Source organism: Myxococcales bacterium (genome assembly GCA_016716835.1).
Taxonomy (GTDB): Bacteria; Myxococcota_A; Polyangia; order Haliangiales; family Haliangiaceae; genus JADJUW01.
In genome coordinates this window covers 1-8156 of record JADJUW010000008.1, presented here as the reverse complement: position 1 = coordinate 8156, position 8156 = coordinate 1, and the positions used below count along the sequence as shown (strand labels likewise).

The window sequence follows — 8156 nt, the reverse complement described above, 5'->3', positions numbered from 1 at the left end:
ACAACCGGCCGCTGGTGGGCCTCCTGCGGGGCAGGGCGAGACCGAGCCGGACGATCCCGACCTCGTGCTGATCGACGAGCGGGGCGTCGCGCGCCGCAACAAGGCCAGTTCGCCTCGAAAAAGGGCTACGTCCCGCACGAGGCGCTGCACGCCGAGCGCACGGCGCGCAAGCGGGCTGACGAGGAGGCCAAGCGGTACCGCGAGGAGTCGATCGCCATCCGCGAGCGCGCTCGGCTGCTCGAGGAGATGGTTCAGACGGCGGCCAAGCGCGCGACGGGGCCGCAGGAGGACGAGCGGCCCGAGAACCCATTCGAGGAGGAGGACATTGACCCGCAAGTCGATATCTTCGGCTCGAATGACCAGCTGCGCCGGCGCGTCTCCTATCAGCAGCAGCAGCAGACCGAAATGATGTCGGGCATGCAGCGCACGAGCGAGGAGCAGAACCTCGCGGCGATGGCCAAGGCCGACACGCAGCAGTTCGCGCAAGTCCAGCCCGACTTCTGGCAGTCCTACGGCTTCCTGCTCAATTCGCGTGGCATGGAGCTCGAGGCGCTCGGCTACTCGAAAGAGCAGGCGAAGGCCATGCTCAAGACCGAGGAAATGGGCATGGTCCGCATGGCGCAGCAGCGTGGCCAGCGGCCGGCCGAGTTCTTCTATCGGATTGCAGCCGCGCGCGGCTGGCGGCCGGAGATGGCGCAGGCTGCTCCCAGCCCGCCACAGCTCCACCAGACCACCACGCCGCCCGCCCGTCAACCCGCGCCAGCAGCAGACGCGGGCGGCCTTCCACGTCGCTGTCATCGGCCGGCGGTGCGACGACCGGCTTCACGCCGCAGACGCTCGCGCAGATGAGCACGGAGGAGTTCACCCGCAAGGCTGCCGAAATGAGTCCCGAGGAGTTCCGCCGGATGATGGGGGGATGAGCAGGAGACGCGGCCGTCAAGCGGAGAGTGGGTCAATTCTCCGCTTGACATTCCCGACGAATATGAACAGCGTTCAATTCAAGCCGACTTGCGGCTTTCCGGCCTGGCCGCCGTTAAAGGGCCTTCGGGGGGCGACCCGTAAAAGCGCCCGGCTTAGTCGTCCCGCCGTTACCCCGGACCCCTCCGCCAGCGCAGCGAACCGCGCAAATCCGTCACACGATTTGCAATCGCTGACCCCCGCAGGAGGGAAACGAAATGGCCTACACAACCTACGGCGTTAACGACGCATTGGCCGTCAAGCTCTGGTCGAAGAACCTCGACAAGAGCGTCCGCGAGTCCACCCCGCTTGCCGCTGATGGGCGAGGGGCCAAATTCGATCATCCAGATCAAAAGCGAGATGAAAAAGGGCACGGGCGACCGTGTGACCTTCGGTCTACGCACGAAGTTCTCCGGCGAAGGCATCGGCGAGACCGAGACCGCCGAGGGCAACGGCGAGGCGATGACGACCTATTCGGACTCGCTGACGATCGGCGAGCTCGGCCATGTGGTCGCCGCCAAGAGCGAGAACACGATCGACGCGCAGCGCGTGCCGTTCGACATCCGTGAGGAGCTGAAAGACGGCCTCACCGATTGGTGGAATGAGCGCATTTCCGTCGCGTTCTTCAATCACGTTTGCGGCAACACGGCTCAGACGAACACCAAGTACACCGGGCTTGTCGCGACGACCGCCAACACGGCTACCCGCCGCATCATCGCCGGCGGCCAGGCGAACGATCAGTCGCTCACGGCCAACGACATTTTTACCCTCGACCTGCTCGACAAGGCAAAGGAACTGGCCACGGTCGGCGACAACCCGCTCCGCCCGATCAACGTCAAGGGCAGCAAGAAGTTCGTTTGCTACCTTCACCCCTACCAGGTGACGAGCCTGCGCACGAACAGCTCGACCGGCCAGTGGCAGGACATCCAGAAGGCGGCCATGATGGGCGACCAGGTGTCCGACAACGCCATCTATACCGGCGCGCTCGGCGAGTACAACGACATCGTTCTTCGCAGCTCGCAGGACGTGACGCTGGGCTGCAACAGCGCGACGCCGACGACCGCCGTCGCCAGCACCCGCCGCGCGGTCCTGCTCGGCGCGCAGGCGGCTGTTATCGGCTTCGGTACCGGTCCCTACGGCGGCGACCGCTACCGGTGGAACGAGGAGCTGCTTGATCACAAGCGCAAGCTCGAGGTTAGCGCTTGGTCGATCATGGGCCTCAAGAAGGTCCAATTCAACTCGGCGGACTTCGGCGTCGTCACGATCAGCAGCTACGCCACAGCGTCGGCCTAACCCTAGAGCCAAGAGGAGCACACACACATGGCTACCGGCACCGCTGGCTCGAAAGGGCAGATGTACCACACCAATCAGGTGCACTATTTCGCGCGCACCTTCAGCTACACCGATGACGGTTCCGTGCTCACGCTCGGAACCATGCCGCCCGGCGCATGCGTGCTCGAGGCGGGCGTTCACGTCCACACCGCTTTCAACTCGGGCTCGACCAACGTCCTCGATATCGGCACGTCTGCCGACGATGACGGGTTCGCGACGGATCTTGCCCTTGGCACGATCGGCCGCATTGTCGCCGACGAGATGGCGACGACTAACGACGGCTATTCGGCTACTGCCGATGGCGAGCATCACCGCGACGGTCGATCTGACCGGCACGGCGGCCTCGGCCGGCTCGGCGACCGTCTATGTGACGTACATCGTGCCCGGCACGGCGCGCTGATAGGCAACCAGGGCCGGGGCAACCCGGCCCTTCACCCATTCGGAGGATGATATGCCTACAGGCGCTTTCGGCATCAACAAAGCAAGCCGCGCTCAGATCGTCCAATGCGAGACGATCGGCTCGGAAGTTTCGACCGGTACGTCATCGAGCGCGGCCGTCACCATCAACGACTACATGGGAAAGGTCACGAGCGAGGCGCTCACGACCGCTCAGGACGCGTTCTTCACGCTGACCATCACGAATAACAAGGTGCTGGCCGCCGACATGGTGTTCGCCTCCGTCTATGACGGCACGAACACGCAGGGCACGCCGATGATTGGCAAGGTGACACCTGGCGCGGGCTCGATCGAAATCGAGGTGATCAACAAGCACGCCTCGGCCGAAGCCTTCAACGGCACGATCGTGGTGAGCTTCCTCGTGGTGAAGGCGATCTGATCCATGGCCATTCACACGCCCTACAGCAGCTTTGCGCGGCCGGCCAACACGACGGCCTACACGTCCGGCGATATCGTGGCGGACAACACGACCGCCGCGTCGATCACACCGCTGTCTTGGGGCGTGGGCGCAGTCGGCGGCTCGGGCATCATCCGGGCCGTTCGCCTGTTCAAGTCGGCGACGGGCGCCACGGCGGCCTCGTTTCGAGTGCATCTGTTCTTAGCGAGCCCCGGCACGCCGACGAACGGCGACAACGGCGCCTACGGCGTGGCGAGCGTGACGGATCATCTCGATACCGTGGCGATCGACCTGTCATCCGGCGCGTTCGCCGGTGGCACGACGGGCTTAAACAAGCGCTCGGCTTCGACCGCCATCTGTTTCCGGCTGCCAAGTGTCGCCGACAAGCTCTATGGCCTGATCGACGTGCAGGGCGCCTACACGCCTGCCTCCGGTGAAACCTTCCGCGTCACGCTTGAGATCGAACCCGTCTGACATGAGGGCCTCGCATGACGACAAAGGCCATTATGCGGACGCGGATCGCAAAGGAGCTGCGCCGCACGGGCGCCGCTCTAATTACGGCTGACATCGACGAGGCGATCGAGACGGCGATCGGCGAGTACCAGACGCACCGCTTCACCTTCAACGAAACCCGCGATGTGACGTTTGACACGGTCGCCGACCAGGCAATTTATACGGTCTCCGACGATGCGGAAATCGCCAACATCATCGAACTGGATTTCGTCACGCTCGCGATCAGCGGCCAGACCTACCAGCTTGTCCCCGGCGACCTGATGCTTGTCGAGCTTTCGACGTCGAGCTCGTCAGGCATGCCGAGCGAATACGTCGTGTTCGACGAGTCGATCCGCATCTGGCCGGCGCCCGCCTCCTCGGGCTGGACATGCCGGCTCGGCGGGCACTTCATCGTCGCGCCACCGACTGATGACGACACGGCCGGCAATCCGTGGATGACGACGGCCGAGAAGCTCATCCGCTGCCGCGCCAAGCGCGAGCTCGCCCTGCACCGCTACCGCGACACGGACCTTGCCGCGCTGATGGGCAATGAGGAAATGGACGCGCTCGCCCGCCTCGAGCGCCGGCGGACCTCGATGCTCGGGACGGGGCGCATCGCCTCGATGTCCTTCTGATGGCGAAACTTTCCGAATTCGGGGAGTATCGGCCGGACGTGTCCGACGTCGATCGGGCGCACACCGGCTCGATCCTGAATGTGCTCCCACGCGCAGACGGCTACGGGCCACACCCCAGCTTAGACCCTTTAAGCGATGCTTTGTCAGCTCGATGCCGTGGGCTCTTTTTCGCGCGCAAGCGTGATGGCTCGATCCTCGTCTTTGCGGGCACGGAAACCCGCCTCTATCTGATGAGTAATACCGACTACAGCTGGACCGACGTCTCGGCCGGCGGCTCGGCCTATTCGGCTCTGTCGAGCGATGCGCACTGGCAGTTCGCGCAGTTCGCCGATGTGGTGATCGCCGTACAGGCCAACGCCGCGCCGCAGTCCTACAATCTGACCTCCTCGTCGGCCTTCGCCGCGCTCGCCGGCTCGCCTCCGCAAGCGGCCTATGTCGGCGTGATCAACCGCTTTCTCGTGCTCGCGGGGCTCCTGAACGAGCCCTATCGCGTGCAGTGGAGCGGCTTGAACGCCATCACGACCTGGACCTCAGGCACGACATACTCGGACTACCAAGACCTGCCGGACGGCGGCATCGTGCGCGGGATATCCGGCGGCGAGCAAGGCTTCCTGTTTCAGGACACCGCCATCCGCCGCATGACGTGGGTTCCGGGCGCCGACATCGTATTCCAGATCGACCGCCTCGGGACGGACATCGGCCTGCTCGCGCCGTACTCGCTCATCCGCAAAGCGAGGCGCGCACGTTCTTCCTGTCGAGCCAAGGCTTCCACCGAGCCGACCGGCGAGCTGATCCCGATCGGCAAGGAAAAGGTTGACAGGACGTTCGCCGCGACCGTGGACACGTCGGCCTATTCGCTGGTGATCGGCGCCTCCGATCCCGGCGGCCACATCGTCGCGTGGTCCTCGAAAACCATCGACGACGAGGCCGAAGCGAACCTGTTCAACAAAGTATGGAACTATGACTATGTGCTCAAGCGGTGGACGCCTGCGAACGTGGCGGGCGAGTTCCTCGCCTCGATCGCGCGGCCAGGCGCGACGCTCCGAAAGCCTCGATGCGATCGCGCGGGCGTCATCGCCGTCACGGACACGGCCGACAACGGCGCCGGCCTCATTCGGCTCGAGGTCGCCGCCACAACCGGGTGGACTACGGGCGATTACAAGAGCGTCTCGGGCGTCGGCGGCACGACGGAAGCCAACGGCCACTGGACGATCACGGTCATCGACGGGACGCACGTCGACCTGCAGGGCTCGACCTTTGCGAACGCCTACACGTCAGGCGGCATCGTCGGCGGCTCGGTCGATGACATGGAATTCTCGCTTGACGATATCGCGACGGTCGCGCTGACCGAGCTCGGCGCCGTCAACTCAAATCACAATGTCGGGTTTCTCGTCGGTGACGCGCTAGAGGCGGTGCTTGAGACCGCCGAGCAGTCCGGCGAGGGGCGTCGCGTGTTCATCAACTCGGCCGAGCCTGTAACAGATGCCGGCACCGTCTATGGCGTCGCTGTCAAGCGCGAGACGCTCGCCGGCGCCGAATATGAGGGCGAAGAGAACAGCCTGAACGACGACGGCGTGATCCCGCTCGACGACGAGGCGCGGTTCATGCGCATACGGCTGCGCATCCCGGCCGGCGAGGAGTGGACGTTTATCACGGGGCTCCGACCTGAATTCGGGCTCGGGGGGCGAGCATGAGCGGCAACGTCCCCGCGCTGACCGAGCGCAATCCTGTCCGCATCCTGCAGGCGATCCGCGATCTGTTCGCCGGGCGCTCGAATGCGGTCAATTCGTTCACGCTGACGGCCAGCACGACGACGACGACCGTCACCGCGCCAAATATGTCCGTTGATACGCACATCACGTTTTCGCCGCGCACGTCCAACGCGGCGGCGGCGCTGGCCACGACCTATGTCAGCGCTAAGGCTCAGGGCTCGTTCACAGTCACCCACGCCAACAACGGTCAGACGGATCGCACATTCGACTATCACGCTTTCGGGTGAGGGCACGACATGGGCTGGCTTTCGGATCTGTTCTCGGGCTCAAGCGAGCAGACAAGCACCGGCACGAGCAAGGTCACGCCGTGGAAACCGGTCTCCGGTGCCCTCGAGCAGCTCGGCGCCAATGCCTCGGCGAGCATGCCGAACGGCCTGACGGGGGCCGAAACGAAGGCCATAAACCAGTGGGGCAAGGTCGGCGCGGGCGGGCACCAATTCGCCAACCAATACGGCCAAGTCGCCAAGGGCCTGCTGACGCCGACCGATTACGGCGGGTATGCGAAGGACGCCTATTCGGATCTGCAATCGAACCTCGGCGGCTATGCCTCCGGCGCCATGCTCGACCCGGCGAACAACCCGTATTTCGCGGGGCTCATGACGCAGCTCGGCGACAGCGCGGCGAACCGAATTAACGCGAGCTTCGCAGCCGCCGGCCGTGACATGAGCGGCTACAATCAGAACTCGGTCGCGCAGGGCATCACGGAAGCGCAGCTGCCGGTGCTGGCGAACATGTACCAGCAGAACCAGGCGCAGCAATTCCAAGCGAACAACATGCTGCAGGGCGCCGGCTATGGGCTCTCGGGCCTGCTCTCCGATCTCGACACGGCCGAGGGCAACCGGCAGCTCGCCGGCATTCAGGCGGGCAATGCGGCGATGGATGCGCGGCTGTGGGGGCCGCAGCAGCAGCTGGCGGCCGAGGGCGCGCGGCGCCAGATCCCGCTGCAGTCGTATCAGCAGTATTCGGGCCTGCTTGGCGGCCTTGGCTCGCAGTTCGGCGAGCAGAATTCAAGCCAGACGCAGCAGAGCTCGAGCACGCCGTCGGTCATGGACATGATCGGCCAGGTTGTTGGCATCGGCGCGACGCTCATGGGCATGCCGGGCATGAGCACGACGACAGGCGCCGGCACGACACCCGGCGCGACGATGCAGGGCATGCAGTACATGCCGAGCTATCAGGGCTCCTACGGTTACAGCCCGTACAGCAACCCGGCGACGGCCTACCTGCAGAATGGTCAAGTCGGCGTCAATCCGATGTACGCGGGGGCCTAAGCCATGGCGCAGCTCGGATATGACGAACTGCTGCAACGCCTGATCCGCCAGGAGAGCGGCGGCAATCCGAACGCGATCAGTCCTGTGGGCGCGGCCGGCATCATGCAGGTGATGCCGGCGACGGGGCGCGAGATCGCGGCAGAGCTCGGCGAGACGGACATTGCCGGCATGGATGACAGGGCGATCACGCAAGCCCTCATGGACCCGGCGCGCGGCAAGCGCTACGGCGAGCACTACCTGAAAAAGCAGCTGGCCGCGTTCGGTGGCGACCCGACGCTTGCCTTGATTGCCTACAACGCGGGGCCGGGGCGCGCGCAGCAGTTCGCAAAGCACCGCGATATGTCCCGCATGCCGCGCGAGACGCAGGGTTATGTGTCGTCAATCCTCGGCGGCGGCGGGGCCGACGCCGCTGCAGGTGGGGGCGGCTCTGACGGTTTCGCCGGATATTCCGGCCTGCTTTCAGGCGGCGGCAGCCCGGCACCCTCCGGCGGCGCCGATCCGTTCCCGCAGGCGAGCGGCCGTGAAAAATGGGCGACCTGGCTCATGGGCTTGGGGCAAGCCTTCCGGGGCAACGCCGACCCACGCTATCTGACGGCCGTCAGCGAGCTCGAAAACAAGGGCGTCAACGAGAACAAGACCTATAAGGCGCTGCTCTCGCGCGGCATCGACCCGGCAACCGCCGAGTGGGCGGTGCGCGATCCGCGCGTCATGCAGCAGCTCGCGCAACAGCTGTTTGCGCCCAAGGCGTCGAAGTCGATGACGGTGCAAGAGATCTTCGACCCGGCGACCGGGCAGCCACAGAAGGTGCTGTTTGATCAGGTGACCGGCGAATACCAGCCGATCG

The 8156-nt window shown here is 65.1% G+C and carries 9 protein-coding genes and 1 pseudogene; all 10 read left to right on the top strand.

Features of this window, described 5'->3' with window-relative positions:
• On the top strand, positions 1 to 849 hold an 849-nt coding region (locus IPL79_20505), incomplete at its 5' end, for a hypothetical protein (GenBank protein ID MBK9073353.1).
• Between the two features lie 326 nt (positions 850 to 1175).
• Positions 1176 to 2250 (top strand): annotated as a pseudogene (locus IPL79_20500) (N4-gp56 family major capsid protein).
• A gap of 27 nt (positions 2251 to 2277) precedes the next feature.
• A complete protein-coding gene (locus tag IPL79_20495) occupies positions 2278 to 2739 on the top strand; it encodes a hypothetical protein (GenBank protein ID MBK9073352.1) in 462 nt (153 codons plus the stop codon).
• A 1-nt stretch (position 2740) separates the two neighbouring features.
• Entirely contained in the window at positions 2741 to 3124 is a 384-nt protein-coding gene (locus IPL79_20490; protein ID MBK9073351.1) for a hypothetical protein, read from the top strand.
• 3 nt (positions 3125 to 3127) lie between these two features.
• Positions 3128 to 3616, top strand: coding sequence for a hypothetical protein (locus IPL79_20485; GenBank protein MBK9073350.1), 489 nt, complete (start codon positions 3128 to 3130; stop codon positions 3614 to 3616).
• 14 nt (positions 3617 to 3630) lie between these two features.
• The gene (locus IPL79_20480; GenBank protein MBK9073349.1) at positions 3631 to 4269 is read left to right on the top strand and encodes a hypothetical protein; all 639 of its coding nucleotides are present in this window, start codon (positions 3631 to 3633) and stop codon (positions 4267 to 4269) included.
• Positions 4269 to 5963, top strand: a complete 1695-nt coding sequence (locus IPL79_20475) for a hypothetical protein (GenBank protein ID MBK9073348.1) — start codon at positions 4269 to 4271, stop codon at positions 5961 to 5963. Before IPL79_20480 ends, IPL79_20475 begins: the two co-directional genes overlap by 1 nt.
• Positions 5960 to 6268, top strand: coding sequence for a hypothetical protein (locus tag IPL79_20470; protein MBK9073347.1), 309 nt, complete (start codon positions 5960 to 5962; stop codon positions 6266 to 6268). The genes IPL79_20475 and IPL79_20470 overlap by 4 nt, the downstream gene beginning before the upstream one ends.
• Before the next feature lie 9 nt (positions 6269 to 6277).
• On the top strand, positions 6278 to 7312 hold the full coding sequence (locus tag IPL79_20465; protein MBK9073346.1) for a hypothetical protein: 1035 nt from the start codon (positions 6278 to 6280) through the stop codon (positions 7310 to 7312).
• A gap of 3 nt (positions 7313 to 7315) precedes the next feature.
• On the top strand, positions 7316 to 8156 hold an 841-nt coding region (locus IPL79_20460), incomplete at its 3' end, for a transglycosylase SLT domain-containing protein (protein ID MBK9073345.1).